Origin of the sequence: Burkholderia sp. AcTa6-5 (assembly GCF_017815075.1) — a bacterium.
Classification (GTDB): Bacteria; Pseudomonadota; Gammaproteobacteria; order Burkholderiales; family Burkholderiaceae; genus Burkholderia; species Burkholderia sola.
In genome coordinates, this window is the sequence record NZ_JAGIQE010000005.1 from 1 (window position 1) to 15,044 (window position 15,044).

Genomic DNA, 15,044 nt, shown 5'->3' on the forward strand with positions numbered 1-15,044 from the left:
TGGTTGCGGGGGTAGGATTTGAACCTACGACCTTCGGGTTATGAGCCCGACGAGCTGCCAGACTGCTCCACCCCGCGTCCGTCGAAGAAATGAATTATATGGTCTTACCCGAATGCGTGCAAGTGTTTTCTGACAATCGCGTGACGAGCGCTGGTGGGGCCGGTACGGGGAGGCGCGTGCGCTAGAATCGAGCGGTTTGTGTCGTCATCCCGGCAGCGGCCCTGCGCGAGCGCATCGGCGCCGTTCCGATACTCATTACTGCATCGACGGATTCATGGATATCGCTCACGATCTGCAATCGATCGGCGCGCAGGAACAGGCGCTCGTGTTTCCCCATTTCGACCCGGCCCGCGCGTGGGCGCTCGGCAACCGGATGCACGCGCTCGCGACGTCGCGCGGCCATGCGATCGCGATCGACATCGTCACGTTCGGCCAGCCGCTGTTCTACGCGGCGCTCGCCGGCGCGACGCCCGACAACGCCGACTGGGTGCGCCGCAAGCGCAACGTCGTCGCGCATTTTCGCCGCAGTTCTTACGCGATCGGCCTGCGCATGCAGCAGGCCGGCGCGACGCTCGCGGACAAGCACGGGCTGCCGGCCGCCGACTATGCGTCGCACGGCGGTTCGTTTCCGCTGACCGTCGCCGGCGCCGGCGTGATCGGCTCGATCACCGCGTCCGGGCTGCCGCAGCGCGCGGACCACGAGTTCGTCGTCGAGGCGCTGTGCGCGGAACTCGGTCACGACTACGCGGTACTGGCCCTCGCAAGGAGCTGAGCGATGCAACTGCCCGGTTACGCATGGCTCGCGATCGCGATCGTCGCGGAAGTGATCGGCACGTCCGCGCTGCGCGCGGCGGACGGCTTCACGCGCCTCTGGCCGTCGGTGCTCGTCGTCGCCGGTTACGGCGTCGCGTTCTACTGCCTGTCGCTCACGTTGCGCACGATGCCCGTCGGCATCATCTATGCCGTGTGGTCGGGCGCCGGCATCGTGCTGATCACGCTCGTCGCGATGCTGCTCTATCGCCAGGTGCCGGACGTGCCGGCGGTGATCGGTCTCGGGCTGATCATCGCGGGCGTCGTGGTGCTGAACCTGTTCTCGAAGATGCAGGCGCACTGAGCGTGCGACTGCCGTTTGCCGGATGACCGTCATGACCGATTCCACTCCCGCCGCCGTTTCCGCCGAATCCGCCCAGCCCGACGTGTGCGCGTACGTCGCGAACCGCATCGGCTTTCTCGAACTGAACCGGCCGAAGGCGCTGAATGCGCTGTCGGTCGGCATGATCCGGCTGATGCAGCAGGCGCTCGACGCGTGGCGCGACGATCCCGACGTCGTCGCGGTCGTCGTGCACAGCCCGCATCCGCGCGCATTCTGCGCGGGCGGCGACGTGCGCTTCTTCCACGACGCGTGGCGGCGCGGCGACCGCGATGCGGTCGACACGTTCTTCATCGACGAATACACGCTGAACCATGCGATCTTCACGTATCCGAAGCCGTACATCGCGCTGATGCACGGCGTCGTGATGGGCGGCGGCATGGGGATATCGCAGGCGGCGCGGCATACCGGCGGCCTGCGCGTCGTGACCGACTCGACGAAGATGGCGATGCCCGAAACGCGCATCGGCCTGTTCCCGGACGTCGGGATGAGCTGGTTTCTCGCGCGCACGCCCGGCGCGATCGGCCGCTATCTCGCGGTGACCGGCGCGACGCTCGACGCGGCCGGTGCGCTGTACGCGCAACTCGCCGACGTCTATCTGCCCGACGCCGCGCTGCCGGCGCTGCTCGACACGCTGCGTACCGCGCGCATCGACAGCGGCGCGCAGGCCGTCGCATGCGTGAAACACGCGGCAGCCGCGCACAAGGTCGTGCCGACGCCCGACACGTCGGCGCTCGCCGATGCGCGTGCCGCGATCGACCGGCATTTCGCGCAGCCGGACATCAACGCGATCCTCGCGTCGCTCGACGCCGAGCAGGATTGCGCGGCGGTCGACGGGTGGGTCGAGAAGGCGACCCACGCGATGCGCGAGCAGTTGTCGCCGCTGTCGATGGCCGTGTCGCTCGAAGTCGTCGAACGCGCGCGCGGCGCGACGATGGCCGATTGCCTGCGGCGCGATCTCGATCTCACGCGCTCGACCTTCGCGCGCGGCGACGTGATCGAAGGCGTGCGCGCGCTGATCGTCGACAAGGATCACCAGCCCGTGTGGCGTTTCAAGTCGGCTGCCGACGTCCGGCGCGCCGACGTGCTCGCGATGTTCGACAGCCCGTGGGCGCCCGACGCGCATCCGCTGCGCGAGCTGAAGGACTGACGTCGATCAGGCTGACCCGCGCGAGCCGATCGACGCGCGACACGGAAACGAAAAGGCCGCGCGCACGATGCACGCGGCCTTTTTCATGGAAGTCGGCCGGTCCTGAAGGGCGCGTCGCCCGCGCCGCGGCGTTATTCGTCGCCCGCGTCGTCCGACATGAACGCGCGCATGAACACGAGCGCGCCGAAACCCCACACCGCATTGGCCGCGAAGCCGGCCGCGAGCACGGGCATCATGTTGCCCGACGGCCAGATGCCGCGCAGCGGATCGATCGCGAACACGCGAGCGGCCGTCAGCACGATGCCGCCGAACACGAGTGCGCCGATCCACGATGCTTCGCGTTCCGGCGACACGCGCAACAACCACGCCATCGGAATCGCGCAGCACGCGCTGATCAGCGCATTCGCGACAAATTCAGGAATGCCGAGCGGCGCGAACGGTTGTGTCGAGAAGCCGGTTGCGGCGATCAGGTCGGCCGTGTGAAGGAGGGCCAGCGTGGCCTCGCGGAAGAACAGTGCGGCCAGGAAGCCGGACAGGAAGGGCAGGATGACTTTCTGCATCGATGAGTGCACCGCAGGCGCGCACGGCCGGGGCCGGGCGCGCGGAGTTATTCGGATAGGTGCGCCATTATAGGGCCCGGCCGCGGCGATATTCGCTCCAGCGTCGTGCTAATCACGAAAGCGGAAAACCTAAGCTCAAAAAAATCGTTCCAAAGCCCTGTACCGGTCCCTAGACTGATTTCCCAGAAACAGCCGTGCAATCGCGTCCTCGTCCGCGGCACGGCCTGACCGGCGAGCCATCCCGATTCGAATGCACACCATGCATGCGTCGCTCATCCGCGACGCGAGCAGGGCGATGTCTTTTTCAAATTTCGGCAGTGACAGTCAAGCAGGAGCAGCAGATGAATGTGTTCTGGTTTATCCCCACGCATGGCGACAGCCGCTATCTCGGCACGGCCGAAGGCGCGCGAGCCGCGGACTACGATTACTTCAAGCAGGTCGCCGTGGCGGCCGACACGCTCGGCTACGACGGCGTGCTGCTGCCGACCGGCCGTTCCTGCGAGGATGCGTGGGTCGTCGCGTCGAGCCTGATTCCGGCGACGCAGCGCCTGAAGTTCCTGGTCGCCGTGCGTCCCGGCATCGCTTCGCCGGGGCTGGCCGCGCGGATGGCCGCGACGTTCGACCGTCTGTCGGGCGGCCGCCTGCTGATCAACGTCGTCACGGGCGGCGATGCGGCCGAGCTCGAAGGCGACGGCCTGTTCGCCGATCACGACACGCGCTACGAGATCACCGACGATTTCCTGAACATCTGGCGCGGGCTGCTGACCGCGTCGCACGACAACGGCGGATTCGACTACATCGGCAAGCACCTGCAGTCGAAAGGCGGCAAGGCGCTTTATCCGCCGGTGCAGCATCCGCATCCGCCGCTGTGGTTCGGCGGCTCGTCGCCGGCCGCTCACGCGATTGCCGCCGATCACATCGATACCTACCTGACCTGGGGCGAGCCGCCCGAGGCCGTCGCGAAGAAGATCGCCGACATCCGCGCCCGTGCCGACGCGCGCGGCCGCAAGATCAAGTTCGGCATCCGCCTGCACGTGATCGTGCGCGAGACCGAGGACGAAGCATGGCGCGACGCCGAGCGGCTGATCAGCCGGCTCGACGACGACACGATCGCGCGGGCGCAGAAGGCGTTCGCGAACATGGATTCGGAAGGCCAGCGCCGGATGGCCGCGCTGCACGGCGGCAAGCGCGGCGGCCGCGAGGCGCTCGAGGTCTATCCGAACCTGTGGGCCGGCGTGGGGCTGGTGCGCGGCGGCGCCGGCACGGCGCTCGTCGGCAATCCCGAGCAGGTCGCCGAACGCATGCGCGAATACGCGGATCTCGGTATCGAGACGTTCATCCTGTCCGGCTATCCGCACCTCGAGGAGTCGTATCGGTTCGCGGAACTCGTGTTCCCGCTGATCAAGGGCCAGGGTGTCGAGAAGGCGGCCGGTCCGTTGTCGGGGCCGTTCGGCGAGATCGTCGGCAACAACTATCTGCCGAAGACGAGCCAGAGCTGAGCGACGGAGGCTTGCGATGACAACGAAAACGTCGAAGACGGGCGTCGCCGTGGCCGCCCGCGCATGGCGCGGCGTCGCGCCGTGGCTCGTGCCGCTCGCGTTGCTGGTGGTGTGGGAAGTCGGTGCGCGCACCGGCTGGCTGTCGACCCGCGTGCTGCCCGAGCCGGTGGCGGTCGTGCGCGCGGCCTGGTCGCTCGTGACGTCGGGCGAAATGTGGGCGAACGTGAAAGTGAGCACGTGGCGCGCGCTGTTCGGCTTCGCGATCGGCGGCGGCGTCGGCCTCGCGCTGGGGCTTGCGACCGGGCTGTCGAAGGCCGCCGAGGTCGCGCTCGACTCGACGATCCAGATGATCCGCAACATCCCGGCGCTCGCGATGATTCCGCTCGTGATCCTGTGGTTCGGCATCGACGAGAAGGCGAAGCTGTTCCTCGTCGCGCTCGGCGTGTTTTTCCCCGTCTACATCAATACGTATCACGGGATCCGCTCGGTCGACGCGAACCTGATCGAGATGGCGAAGAGTTACGGCGTGCGCGGCTTCGCGCTGTACCGCGACGTGATCCTGCCGGGCGCGCTGCCGTCGATTCTCGTCGGCGTGCGTTTCGCGCTCGGGCTGATGTGGGTGATGCTGATCGTCGCGGAAACGATCTCCGCGCAGTCGGGCATCGGCTACATGACGATGAACGCGCGGGAATTCCTGCAAACCGACGTGGTGGTGGTCGGCATCCTGCTGTACGCGGTGCTCGGCAAGCTGGCCGATGTGCTGGCGAAATGGATCGAGCGCGTGACGCTGCGCTGGCACCCCGCCTATCAATCAGGAGCAAAGGCATGAATGCGACGACTTCGGCGGCCGCCTACGGCCCGCTCGCCGGCGCAGACCTCGAGGCCGAGCTGGCGCAGGCCCGCGTCGCGGACGGCGATGCGCGCGATGCGGCCATCCTCGAACGTGACGGCGGCGCATCGGTCGTGCCGCTCGCGCGGCGGCGCGCGGGCGGTCCGGCATCCGACGACGCGGTCACGCTGTCGGGCGTCAGCAAGCGCTTCGGCGCCCGCACGGTGCTCGACAACGTCGAGCTGAACATCGCGCGCGGCAGCTTCGTCGCGATCGTCGGCCGCAGCGGCTGCGGGAAATCGACGCTGCTGCGTCTCGTCGCGGGACTCGAGCAGCCGAGCAGCGGCGCGCTCGTGACGCACGGCGACGGCGGCGGCGCGCTCGATACGCGGATCATGTACCAGGACGCGCGCCTGCTGCCGTGGAAGACCGTGCTGCAGAACGTGATGCTGGGCCTCGGCCGCGGCGCGCGCGACCGGGCCCGCGCGGTGCTCGACGAAGTCGGGCTGCTGGAACGCGCGAACGACTGGCCCGCGCAACTGTCGGGCGGGCAGCGGCAGCGCGTCGCACTGGCCCGTGCGCTCGTGCACCGGCCGCAACTGCTGCTGCTCGACGAGCCGCTCGGCGCACTCGATGCGCTGACCCGCATCGAAATGCACGCGCTGATCGAGCGCCTGTGGCGCGAACATCGATTCACCGCGCTGCTCGTCACGCACGACGTGCAGGAAGCCGTCGCGCTCGGCGACCGCATCCTGCTGATCGAGCAGGGGCGGGTGGCGCTCGACCAGCCGGTGCCGCTCGACCGGCCGCGTGCCCGCGCGTCGGCGGCCTTCGCGGCACTCGAGGATCGCGTGCTGAAACGCGTGCTCGCCGGCGGCCCCGGCGCGGTCGATCAAGACACGCAGCATGAAGCAGACAAGGTTCGACCGGTCGGGCAGATCCGCTGGGCCGTTTAATGCCGGGCGGCTCCGGCCGCCCGTTCTGAGACTTTTTCTTCGGAGCGATCATCCCGATGAGCATCACCGCAATCAACGTACGTAACCAGTTCAAGGGCAAGGTCAAGGAGATCATTCGCGGGTCCGTGGTCTCCGAAGTCGACGTCGAGACGCCGTTCGGCATCGTCACGTCGGTGATCACCACCCGTTCGGTGGACGAACTCGAACTGAAGGTCGGCGCCGCATTGCATTCGTGGAGCGCGTTTGCCTCGGTATTCGACTGCCGGACGAAGTGCTAGGATGGAACGACACCGATGCCGGAGGCGAACGCATGACCCCCATCCTTTCCCCCGAAGCCATCGAGGCGCTGAAATGGATCGACCAGTTCGGCGACAGCCGGCCGGTTCCCGCCTCGTTCAATGACGTTATCTACGCATTGCTGAACGACGGGCTGATCTATCAGGCGACGGCCGACCGGGTCGACCTGACGGCCGATGGCCGGTCATTTTTGTCCGACGAATACGATTGAGCGCGCGATGGAACCGAGAGGCAGCGACCTCGGCGATTTCAGCGAGCCGTACCGCGGCTTCGAGATCGAGGTGAAGACCGAGCAGGTCTGGGACGGCGAGCATGCGCATTACCGCGTGCTGCGAGGCGATACCGTGCGGATCGACTGGCGGCTGGTCAAGGTCGACGGGATGCTGCTAACCGAGCGGCACGTGATCGAGCGCGTGTTCGACGAGGCACGCCGGGCGGTCGATGCGGAGCTGGGCGACCGGTAGCGCGCGTGTCGGGCGGGCATGGCCGGGATTGCGGTAAAATACCCGGTTGTTTCCGTGCCGCCTGGCCTGTACCCGAATTCCATGTCCGCTCCGTCCTCGCTTCCTCCCCGCCGTGTATCGGTCGCGCCAATGCTCGACTGGACCGACCGCCATTGCCGGTCGTTCCACCGCACGCTGACGCGCAATACGTGGCTGTATACGGAGATGATCACGACGGGCGCGCTGCTGTTCGGCGATGCTCAGCGGCATCTTGCGTTCACGCCGAGCGAATCGCCGGTCGCGCTGCAACTCGGCGGCAGCGAGCGGGACGACCTCGCGCGCGCGGCGAAGCTCGGCGAGCAGTGGGGCTACGACGAAATCAACCTGAATTGCGGGTGCCCGTCCGAGCGCGTGCAACGCGGCGCGTTCGGTGCATGCCTGATGAACGAGCCGCAGCTCGTCGCCGACTGCGTGAAGGCGATGCGCGATGCGGTGTCGGTGCCGGTCACGGTCAAGCACCGGATCGGCGTCGATGCGGTCGAGGACTACGCGTTCGTGCGCGACTTCGTCGGCACGGTGGCCGAGGCCGGTTGCGAAACGTTCGTCGTGCATGCCCGCAACGCGATCCTGAAGGGGCTGTCGCCGAAGGAGAATCGCGAGATCCCGCCGCTCAAGTACGACTATGCGTATCGGTTGAAGCGCGATTTTCCGTCGCTGGAGATCGTGATCAACGGCGGCATCACGACGCTCGATGAAGTCGCGCAGCATCTGGAGCACGTCGACGGCGTGATGCTCGGCCGCGAGGCGTATCACAACCCGTACGTGCTGGCGGAGGTCGATGCGCGCTTCTACGGATCGAGCGCGGCGGTGCCGACGCGCGAAGCGGCCGAAGCGCAACTGATCGCGTATTGCGCGGCCGAGCTGAAGCGCGGCACCTACCTCGGCGCGATCGTGCGGCACGCACTCGGGCTGTATCGCGGCATGCCGGGCGCGCGTGGCTGGCGTCGCGTGCTGTCCGACAACAAGAAGCTCGCACGCGGCGATCTGGCCGTGTTCGACGAGGCACGCGCGCATCTGAACGAAGCCGAAGAATTTTTTGAAAAAAAGGCTTTGCAAGATTCAAAAGTGTTCGTATAATCTTGTTCTTCGCTGCTGAAACAAAACAGCGAAACGAAGCAAGCAGTATCAGTGGTGGCTGTAGCTCAGTTGGTAGAGTCCAGGATTGTGATTCCTGTCGTCGTGGGTTCGAGTCCCATCAGCCACCCCAACAAATTCAAGCAAAAAGCCCGGTTCATTGAACCGGGCTTTTTGCTTTCTGGCGTTCGGACACAGCTAATGCGTGTCTTGGTCCCGGCTTCTTTAACGAAGTGGCATTCCCGTATTCAGCGAATCAACCACGGCACCATTTCGGCCTCGCGCGCGTCAAAAGAGCGGTTGCATAAATCGAGTCGTCCCGGCGATATGACTTCGCTACCGAATACGAGACCTCGAATGAGACGACGCGGGCAGGTATCGAAATCGGGCGCGCGATCGTTCGTGGTATCGACGGATGGCCGCTTGTCCCGCATCGCCGATGTGGATGACGGAGATGGCGACGAGGCCCCCGGGCCTGCTTCGTATCGCGTTTCCTTGTCGTTGCGCTGACAACGTTCGTACCCATGCTCGCGCCGTTTCCTTTCCCGCCTAAGGTTCCCGCGCGCCGTGCCGTTATCTTCTCTGGACAGCCCTCGTGCCTCGAATGCTGATCCGTTTTCTTGCCTGCTCGCGCGAAACGCGAGCAGGCTTTTTTCGTTTACGGCCGCTCGTAACCGGCTGATTGGCGGAATCGAACAAGGGCTTGGCGCAAACCGACAAAGCGCAACAGTCTTACATGCGTGTAATGTAGGACCTTCCTCGTGCCCTCATGCTTTGCAGGGCCGTTCGATCCCGACGACCGGAGAAGGTGTCGGGATTTTTTTTGGGCGCTCGCCGACGATCGCCGACAAGCCCTGCGAAATGCATCCCGCAAAGCGCGGTATATTTTGCGACGACACAGGCCGATCAAGAGAACCTACACGAGGAGTGGCTATCGATGCCGGACACCCGGGTCACACTGCGCGCCGCGACGCGGCCCGACGCGAGCCACATTGCTCGCCTGCACACGCTGAGCTGGCAAACCGCCTATAGCCACATCCTTCCGGCCAGCTATCTGTCCGATGAGGTGCCGACGGAGCATGCGATCCGGTGGCGCAACTATTTCGATCGCAACGAGAGTGAGTGGGGTCTCGTGCTGATCGCCGAGTCGAACGGCGAGCCCGTCGGCTTCGTCAGCGCCGAGCGCCCCGTCGATCCGGCGCTGGGTGTGCTGCTCGACTGCCTGCACGTTCATCCTTCGCATCACGGCGGCGGCACGGGCAAGCGCATGATCGAAGCCGTTCGCGCATGGGCTCGCTCGATCGGCGTGGACAAGGTCCATCTGCAGGTACTCGAGGGCAACGTGCGTGCGATCGGGTTCTACGAACACAACGGCTGGCAATTGGCCGGTGTCGAAACGTGTCGCATCGGCCAGACGCAAGTCACCGACCGGATTTACGCAATCCACGCTTGAACGCCGGCCGGCATCGATGCGAGCGGCGGCAAGCGAGTGCAATTGCGCCTGGCTGCTAGGGAAGCGCCGGGTGAAAGCCGAACGGACTTTGCCCTCACTCGCCGCAATACCGCACAAGCAAATCGGCTTCGGTCTCGTGAATTTCGACGGGCAAGATCGTCGCGCCGGCATAGGCGAGATAGCGCGCGCGATGCTGGCCGTTACGGAACGATGCGACGCCGATTTTCGACAGGCCGGGAATGCCGAGCAACGTTCGCGTTCTCGTCTCGCGAAACGTGATGAACGGCATGTCCGGAATCCGGTCCTGGCCCGGATCGAGGAATTCGCGAATGCCCGCGGCTTTTCCAGGGGCCCAGTACTGGACCGACGGCAACACATAGTCGGTGGTGTCTCGGTCGGCGCAGGCGAGCAGTTTCCTCAGGTCGATCGTCACGACCCGATGGCGAGAGTCGTCGGACGAGAATACCCGCTTGAGGTGCGTGTAGGCATAGGGAACGTGCCCGGGAAGCTGGACGATCCAGACATCTACGCCGCTTTGTCGTGCGTGAGCGAGCGTCATTATTTCCTCTGGTAGCGCAAGCGGTCTTTGTGATCCGAGTTTAGCAGCGCGGACGGCTGCGCAGCAGGTCGAGACCAAAAATAGGAAAACAGAGCGACTTGCGGCTCAATCTGCAAAAGGAATGGGGGCGGCCATCCGTTGACGGCCCATATCGACGGGCCGCAACAATATCGCGATACGGCCAGCGAGAATGAAGCGCTGCGCGAAATTCTCGCAAGATTCATACTGTGTGGCGAAGCATGCGTCACGCACCGGGCATCACGAAAACTGAGAGGGCACATTGAACGGAGAGGCCAAGTCGTCGAAACTCGAGATCGACCATCTCGATTACCGCTTCACGGCAACGCTCGACATCACGGAGTCCGGCCGTACCGCCGTTGTCGACAGGCAACTCGAGTCCGAGGTACGCAGCAAGACGCTCGGGTGGATCGTGTTCGATCGTTTTCTCGAGCGGAACGACTTCGCCGATGAGGCGGACGCGCGCGCCAATATCGTCGACTGGCTGGCGCGGCTGGCCGATCCGAGGTCCGTTGCCTCGGCCGAGATTGCGAAGGCGCGCGCGGTGGCAACCGGCGTGGTGGCGGCAGATCTGTCGACAGGCGAAATCGTCGGCGGCGCCGCTATTGAAATCGCCGGCAATCTCGACTGGATCGATAGGACGGTCGACTGGTTTTCCAGTGGTGCGTTGTAGCGACGAACGCGTGTTTTCGTGACGTAGATCATTGCGCGCAAGAAATTCCGCACATAAAAATGAGATGGAAATCGCATTGCGCAAAAAAATAGAATAATCCTGCTTTGACAATATCCGCGACTTACCGGAAACTGCCGCGGGTCTGAAAACGAGATTTGAATTAAAAAGAAATAAAAGGCTGGAATGAAAAACCGAACGCGGTCGGCCGGTTCCTCGCGCTTGAATCACGATGGTATTCGCCGGCACGCGCGCATGCCGGTTGCCGTCGCGTTGTCACTAAAGGGTGAGTTGCCGCACAGACCGTCGCGCAGCCCGCGATCACAATTTGACCGGTTGACCGTTCTTCCCCGGCCCGGTCAACCGTTTCCCCGCTCGCTCGTGCAGGAGCGGGGGCTTTTTGCCCCCCCGACGCCGGAAGATTGCGTCGGCGGAATCGGACAGGCGTTCGGCGGGCTGCGCGACGGCACACGTTCGCCCCCGACATCCGTTCGCCCGATCCGGACGAATTGCTTTCCTCGTGCCTGAGCGAACCCTCAGGCCCATCGCCGGTCCTTGCCGGCGATGCCTTGTCCCGGCGGCGCGTCACAGCGCTGCCGGGATGTTTTTTGCGTCACGTCACATCGCGCGTCACGGGCATCGCGCTCCGCTCAGCCCGCCTGTTCGACGCTGGTTTCCCATCCGTCATAGTTGCCGCCGAGCGCGCGCACCTCGCGATTGAGCGCGACCGTGTGGCGCGTGATGTCGGCGAGCGCCATCGTGCCTTCGTGCGAAAACCGCACCGCCGACTTGCCGTCCTCGGTCGGCGCGACCGATTCGACCGGATAGCCTTTCGCTTCGGCCCAGTCCGCGAACTGGTGCGCGTCGCTCGGGTCGGGGAAGTACGCCCAGTGCATCACGCGCCGGCTCACGTCCGGCGCGTCGCCTTGCTGCCGCAGCGCATCCAGCGTGCGCATGTCGCGCATGATCTGCCAGTCGTCGTCGGTCGGGTAGAGCGTCTGCCAGTATGTCGTCTTGTCCGGGTCGTCCTGATGGGCATACTGAAGCGCATAGGTCGTCTGGTCGGCCAGCGAGTCGACGATCTCCGCGGCCGCCTCTTCGTCGAACGGCACGTAGAAAAGAAAATCCCGGTTGCCGTCGACGGTGATGCGGCCGACCTGCACGCCGCCTTTCGCGACGATCGCGGCGTCGAGCAGATCCTCGATCTTCGCGAGATCGGCGAATTCGTCGCCGGTCGGCAGACCTTCGGGCGACGGATGTGCAAAGGGGACGCGCACGCTGAGCAGCGACGTGCGCGGATCGCCTTCGGCGATTTCCGCAAAGCCGTGATTGAAGCTGATGAAAGCCTGATGGTCGCCCATTCTGGCAGGGAAGGTTCCCCAGGCGTCGCTCATGTGTTTCTCCCGTACACGATTGTCTGTTGACGGTTGCAAAGCGTCCCAATGTATCATCGAAAATCGCGTTGGCCGGAGCCGCGCACCCGATCGCGGGCCGTGTGCGCCGCGCCCGCGGGATCCGGGCTGTTCGCAGCGCGCCGCATGCATGCGGCCGGCCGCAAAAATTCAAGGGAGATGCCGATGTCGACGTTCGCGGTGAATGGTGTCCGAATCGATCCGCTCAGCGCGCGCGTGACGCACGTGCGCTGGGCGGCCGTGAACCCGGCCGATCGCTCGTGGGCGGCGACGCCCCGCGAGGCACCGGTGGCGGACGTGGCGCGCGCGCTTGCGTCCGGTAACGATGTCCGCGCGATCTTCTCGGCCTCGGACACCACCGCAATCGGGCCCAGGCTGAAACGCGTGCTGTATCGCGATGCGTCGGAAGGCATCGAGCTCGACATCGATGCAACGAGCGAGTCGCGCACGTTGCGCGATCTGCCGCAGATCTGACCGCGAGCCGTTTCCCCAACCGAATCGCGCGAACGCGCCCACGACCATGTCCAGATTCGCCATTTTTCCGCTGGCATTCGCGCTTTGTCTGGCGCTTGCCGCCTGCCAGACCGCGTCCGGGCCGACGCCCGTGCACCCGTCGCCCGAAACCGCGTCGACGACCGTTCCCGCATCGTCGCCGCCGGCCGCGCCGATTCGCGGCATCGGCGTCGCGCCTCGTCTGGCCGGGCAGAGTCACGCGGCCGTCGGTCAATGCACGACCAACGGTACCGTCAACGTATGCAATTGACCGGCGTCGGCGCGATGGCGCGTGATGCGTGCAAACGGAATCGGAATCCCGACATGTCGCCCGCGTCGATGGACGGGCGGCCGTCGACACGAGGCGGCGTGCAATGAACGACGAACGCGAAACGACGGATTCCGGCTGGCACGTCGATCCCGTTGCGGGAACGGTCACCGGCGCGTTGCCGGTGACGCTCGCGGTCGACAGCCGAAGCCTGAAAAGCAGGGCGGTCGTGTGTGCGGGGCTGGGCGCGGCGAGCCTGTGCGGTTACGTGGCCGCCCCGACGCTCTGGCCGCTAGCGGCGCTGGCCGCGTTGCTGGGGCTCGCCAGTGCCGCGTTGTTCGTCTCGTCGCGGCGCAAGCTGGCGCTGCAGGTCGACGAGACGGGCTTCCGGCTGATCGGTTCCGCCCGCGAAAAGCCCGTCACGCCGTGGCGGGACGTCGCTGAATTCCGGATCGTCAGCGTCGCCGGTAATCGTTACATCGGCTACCAGTTCTCCGTACATTCTTCCCGTACGAAGGTGCCGGGCGGCGTGATGCTGCCGATCGCCCGGTTTGCCGATCTTCCGCTCGACGCGGTGGCCGCGTTGCTGGAGGCTTGCCGCCGGCAGTTCGGCTTGCCGGACTAACCGGCCGACCGAACGGGCCGGTAACGCCCGATGCGGCTTCCTGCGCGCCCCGTCACTCGAGCAAACAGAAAAATCCCGGGCGCCGTGTCGATTTCCGCGGGAGTCGTCCGTCGTAGCATCGGAGGCGTGCGCATCGCGCGTCCGTCCCGATTTTCGATACGACAACCGACTGAAGGAGCGACACCATGGCCACATCCGTCAAGCCGATCCCGGAAGGGATGCGCACGCTGACCCCGCACCTGATTTGTGCGGGCGCTACCGCCGCCATCGACTTCTACAAGCGCGCGTTCAATGCGACCGAACAGTTTCGCCTCGCGATGCCCGACGGCCGGCTCGCGCATGCGTGCCTGGCGATTGGCGATTCGACGCTGATGCTGGTCGATGAAATGCCCGAACACGGCGCGCTGGGGCCGAAGGCGCTGAAAGGCACGCCCGTCTGCCTGCATCTGTACGTGCCGGACACTGATGCGGCGATCGAGAGGGCGGTCGCGGCCGGTGCGACGGTCACGATTCCGGCGGCCGACATGTTCTGGGGCGATCGTTACGGGCAGGTCGAGGATCCGTTCGGGCATCGCTGGTCGCTGGCGACGCATCAGCGCGATCTGACACCCGAGCAGATCGCGGACGCCATGGCCAGCGCGCCGCCCTGCGGCAGTTGAATCGACACCGTCGCACGAGCGCGGCGACGGCGGCGACGGGCAGCGCGGCGGCTTGATCGCGCCGCGCCGGCCTGGCTCGTCGGCGGTCATGCGCGGGCCGTCCGGCCGCGCTGCTTGTGTTAGTCCATCCGCCGATCGGCCGAGCCAAGCAGGTCGGCGACGGTGCGATGGCGGGCGGGATCGTAGGCAACGTGTCCGATCGGGCCGCCACGTCGGCCGGTTTCGGTGCGATTTGCGTGAGTCTTGTCTCGTGTCCCGACTGTCAGGTCGGTCATGGTTCGTCGAACGGTATTGCGCACGGTTCGATGCATCGCCACGCTGCAACTCCCGCCGCGGCGGCGATCGGGTTCGCGAGTGTCGGTGAAGATGCGGCGAGAAGCGAGGGGCATCGGCCCGCGTTCCGTCCCGATGCGGAATCGGACCCGCGATGCCTCAAGGGCGCGCGTCGCCCTGCCGTAAACAGGACGAGTCCAATCGTTCATCTCATCTCATCCGATCGCACCATGGTTCGAATTCTGTACGCGGGCTATCTCGCGTTTGCGCTGTATCTCCTTTACCCGCTGGTTCAGAACACGCTGATGTTCAGCACCGCGTGCGTGCGCAGCGTGCTGCCGATGGGCGACCACGGGCTGTCGGCGAATTCGGCCAGCGGCGCGGACGGGCACGCGAGCCGTTGTGTCGCGAGCGCGCCTGCGCGCGTCGCGACCGGGCGGGCGCCGGAAATCCATTGAACGCGGCGCGTCGCGCGTGAAGGGCGCTTCGCGACGCCGCGTGCTGGCCATTCGGCCGAATTGAACATCGCGCCATGCTCGCCGATCATCTGCAACGCGGCGGCAGAAATGCGAGGGGCGAGCGCCACGAGAAAGCGTG

At 65.7% G+C, this 15,044-nt stretch carries 21 protein-coding genes and 2 tRNA genes; 18 read left to right on the forward strand and 5 right to left on the reverse strand.

What is annotated here, in order from left to right:
- A tRNA-Met gene (locus J8I33_RS08665) sits at window positions 1–77 on the reverse strand.
- A gap of 197 nt (window positions 78–274) precedes the next feature.
- On the opposite strand from J8I33_RS08665, the gene J8I33_RS08670 reads away from it, so the two are divergent.
- Genes J8I33_RS08670 through J8I33_RS08680 form a run of 3 tightly spaced genes read left to right on the forward strand, consistent with a single transcriptional unit; the run spans window position 275 to window position 2,300 of the window.
- Entirely contained in the window at window positions 275–772 is a 498-nt protein-coding gene (locus tag J8I33_RS08670) for a heme-degrading domain-containing protein (protein ID WP_069621415.1), read from the forward strand.
- A gap of 3 nt (window positions 773–775) precedes the next feature.
- On the forward strand, window positions 776–1,114 hold the full coding sequence (locus tag J8I33_RS08675) for a multidrug efflux SMR transporter (protein ID WP_011545307.1): 339 nt from the start codon (window positions 776–778) through the stop codon (window positions 1,112–1,114).
- A 31-nt stretch (window positions 1,115–1,145) separates the two neighbouring features.
- Entirely contained in the window at window positions 1,146–2,300 is a 1,155-nt protein-coding gene (locus tag J8I33_RS08680; RefSeq protein WP_209934647.1) for an enoyl-CoA hydratase/isomerase family protein, read from the forward strand.
- A 131-nt stretch (window positions 2,301–2,431) separates the two neighbouring features.
- On the opposite strand, the gene J8I33_RS08685 is transcribed toward J8I33_RS08680, so the two are convergent.
- The gene (locus J8I33_RS08685; RefSeq protein WP_006484223.1) at window positions 2,432–2,860 is read right to left on the reverse strand and encodes a hypothetical protein; all 429 of its coding nucleotides are present in this window, start codon (window positions 2,858–2,860) and stop codon (window positions 2,432–2,434) included.
- Between the two features lie 341 nt (window positions 2,861–3,201).
- Between J8I33_RS08685 and ssuD the strand changes: the two genes are divergently transcribed.
- From ssuD to J8I33_RS08730, 9 genes are all read left to right on the forward strand, one after another.
- A complete protein-coding gene (ssuD, locus tag J8I33_RS08690; RefSeq protein WP_050012553.1) occupies window positions 3,202–4,359 on the forward strand; it encodes an FMNH2-dependent alkanesulfonate monooxygenase in 1,158 nt (385 codons plus the stop codon).
- A 16-nt stretch (window positions 4,360–4,375) separates the two neighbouring features.
- Window positions 4,376–5,188, forward strand: a complete 813-nt coding sequence (gene ssuC / locus J8I33_RS08695) for an aliphatic sulfonate ABC transporter permease SsuC (RefSeq protein ID WP_050012554.1) — start codon at window positions 4,376–4,378, stop codon at window positions 5,186–5,188.
- Window positions 5,185–6,144: an ATP-binding cassette domain-containing protein gene (locus J8I33_RS08700; RefSeq protein WP_050012555.1), complete on the forward strand. Its 960-nt coding sequence runs from the start codon at window positions 5,185–5,187 to the stop codon at window positions 6,142–6,144. Before ssuC ends, J8I33_RS08700 begins: the two co-directional genes overlap by 4 nt.
- Window positions 6,145–6,200: 56 nt before the next feature.
- Complete coding sequence (locus tag J8I33_RS08705; RefSeq protein ID WP_209934652.1) at window positions 6,201–6,422, forward strand: TOBE domain-containing protein; 222 nt, start codon at window positions 6,201–6,203, stop codon at window positions 6,420–6,422.
- A gap of 32 nt (window positions 6,423–6,454) precedes the next feature.
- A complete protein-coding gene (locus J8I33_RS08710) occupies window positions 6,455–6,652 on the forward strand; it encodes a hypothetical protein (protein WP_209934654.1) in 198 nt (65 codons plus the stop codon).
- A gap of 7 nt (window positions 6,653–6,659) precedes the next feature.
- Window positions 6,660–6,905: a hypothetical protein gene (locus tag J8I33_RS08715; protein ID WP_050012557.1), complete on the forward strand. Its 246-nt coding sequence runs from the start codon at window positions 6,660–6,662 to the stop codon at window positions 6,903–6,905.
- Window positions 6,906–7,034: 129 nt separating this feature from the next.
- On the forward strand, window positions 7,035–8,021 hold the full coding sequence (dusA, locus tag J8I33_RS08720) for a tRNA dihydrouridine(20/20a) synthase DusA (protein WP_239468935.1): 987 nt from the start codon (window positions 7,035–7,037) through the stop codon (window positions 8,019–8,021).
- A gap of 54 nt (window positions 8,022–8,075) precedes the next feature.
- Window positions 8,076–8,151 (forward strand) — tRNA-His (locus tag J8I33_RS08725).
- An 804-nt stretch (window positions 8,152–8,955) separates the two neighbouring features.
- A complete protein-coding gene (locus J8I33_RS08730) occupies window positions 8,956–9,471 on the forward strand; it encodes a GNAT family N-acetyltransferase (protein ID WP_124556419.1) in 516 nt (171 codons plus the stop codon).
- 94 nt (window positions 9,472–9,565) lie between these two features.
- On the opposite strand, the gene J8I33_RS08735 is transcribed toward J8I33_RS08730, so the two are convergent.
- The gene (locus tag J8I33_RS08735; protein WP_124680750.1) at window positions 9,566–10,030 is read right to left on the reverse strand and encodes a hypothetical protein; all 465 of its coding nucleotides are present in this window, start codon (window positions 10,028–10,030) and stop codon (window positions 9,566–9,568) included.
- Between the two features lie 280 nt (window positions 10,031–10,310).
- Between J8I33_RS08735 and J8I33_RS08740 the strand changes: the two genes are divergently transcribed.
- Window positions 10,311–10,721: a hypothetical protein gene (locus J8I33_RS08740; RefSeq protein ID WP_209934655.1), complete on the forward strand. Its 411-nt coding sequence runs from the start codon at window positions 10,311–10,313 to the stop codon at window positions 10,719–10,721.
- 647 nt (window positions 10,722–11,368) lie between these two features.
- On the opposite strand, the gene J8I33_RS08745 is transcribed toward J8I33_RS08740, so the two are convergent.
- Window positions 11,369–12,112: a DUF695 domain-containing protein gene (locus tag J8I33_RS08745; protein WP_124556397.1), complete on the reverse strand. Its 744-nt coding sequence runs from the start codon at window positions 12,110–12,112 to the stop codon at window positions 11,369–11,371.
- Between the two features lie 183 nt (window positions 12,113–12,295).
- On the opposite strand from J8I33_RS08745, the gene J8I33_RS08750 reads away from it, so the two are divergent.
- The 4 genes from J8I33_RS08750 to J8I33_RS08765 all read left to right on the forward strand — a co-directional run bounded on the left by J8I33_RS08750 (window position 12,296) and on the right by J8I33_RS08765 (window position 14,174).
- On the forward strand, window positions 12,296–12,604 hold the full coding sequence (locus J8I33_RS08750; RefSeq protein WP_011545327.1) for a hypothetical protein: 309 nt from the start codon (window positions 12,296–12,298) through the stop codon (window positions 12,602–12,604).
- A 46-nt stretch (window positions 12,605–12,650) separates the two neighbouring features.
- Window positions 12,651–12,893 carry a hypothetical protein gene (locus J8I33_RS08755; RefSeq protein ID WP_124556399.1) on the forward strand — a complete coding sequence of 81 codons (243 nt, stop codon included), beginning with the start codon at window positions 12,651–12,653 and terminating at the stop codon, window positions 12,891–12,893.
- 103 nt (window positions 12,894–12,996) lie between these two features.
- Complete coding sequence (locus J8I33_RS08760) at window positions 12,997–13,515, forward strand: aspartyl-tRNA synthetase (RefSeq protein WP_124630407.1); 519 nt, start codon at window positions 12,997–12,999, stop codon at window positions 13,513–13,515.
- Between the two features lie 185 nt (window positions 13,516–13,700).
- Window positions 13,701–14,174, forward strand: coding sequence for a VOC family protein (locus J8I33_RS08765; protein WP_089488409.1), 474 nt, complete (start codon window positions 13,701–13,703; stop codon window positions 14,172–14,174).
- A gap of 119 nt (window positions 14,175–14,293) precedes the next feature.
- Here the strand turns inward: J8I33_RS08765 and J8I33_RS08770 are convergent, their stop codons facing one another.
- Entirely contained in the window at window positions 14,294–14,656 is a 363-nt protein-coding gene (locus J8I33_RS08770; RefSeq protein ID WP_209935266.1) for a hypothetical protein, read from the reverse strand.
- A gap of 21 nt (window positions 14,657–14,677) precedes the next feature.
- On the opposite strand from J8I33_RS08770, the gene J8I33_RS08775 reads away from it, so the two are divergent.
- The gene (locus tag J8I33_RS08775; protein ID WP_080334187.1) at window positions 14,678–14,905 is read left to right on the forward strand and encodes a hypothetical protein; all 228 of its coding nucleotides are present in this window, start codon (window positions 14,678–14,680) and stop codon (window positions 14,903–14,905) included.
- The last annotated feature ends 139 nt before the right edge of the window (window positions 14,906–15,044 follow it).